This window comes from Psychrobacter namhaensis (assembly GCF_016107545.1).
Classification (GTDB): domain Bacteria; phylum Pseudomonadota; class Gammaproteobacteria; order Pseudomonadales; family Moraxellaceae; genus Psychrobacter; species Psychrobacter namhaensis.
This window is the reverse complement of sequence record NZ_JABASS010000044.1, coordinates 1-428: the sequence shown is the minus strand read 5'-3', so window position 1 is coordinate 428 and position 428 is coordinate 1. Positions and strand designations below refer to the sequence as shown.

The 428-nt window shown below is 40.4% G+C and carries 1 pseudogene; it reads right to left on the bottom strand.

The features are described from left to right. Positions 1-209 precede the first annotated feature (209 nt). Positions 210-428 (bottom strand): annotated as a pseudogene (locus JFC06_RS12240) (molybdopterin molybdenumtransferase MoeA); the annotation flags it as partial.

Genomic DNA, 428 nt, shown 5'->3' with positions numbered 1-428 from the left:
TACCCATCGATGATAGGGGACGCGGAGGTAGGCGAGTACCATTGGGCGTTGTCTATTTCAAAGTTAGTATCACTCATATTTTATTGCCACCAGTATTGCTTATCATCAGCATTACTTTATTATTCGCATTTAGCATAAATTTGTCAGATTGTTTTGCCATTTTCCTTTAGCTTTTTTATTCTTCTTTAGAGCCATCAGCAAATGATAAATTAAGCGTATAGCCAAGGAAAAGGTTGTACCGTGACCATCGTGTTTGCTGACACATTACCACTGTCTTTATCCAAAACAACAAAGCAGTTCGCACGGCTCAGTTGTTTGATTCTATGCGATTGTTGGCTTGAAAAACACTCAACTTGGTAACTGCCTGCTGCATTTTGTGACAAAACCCCTCTTTGAAAGTCTTTGCGGCCGGCCATTTTTCTGACGTC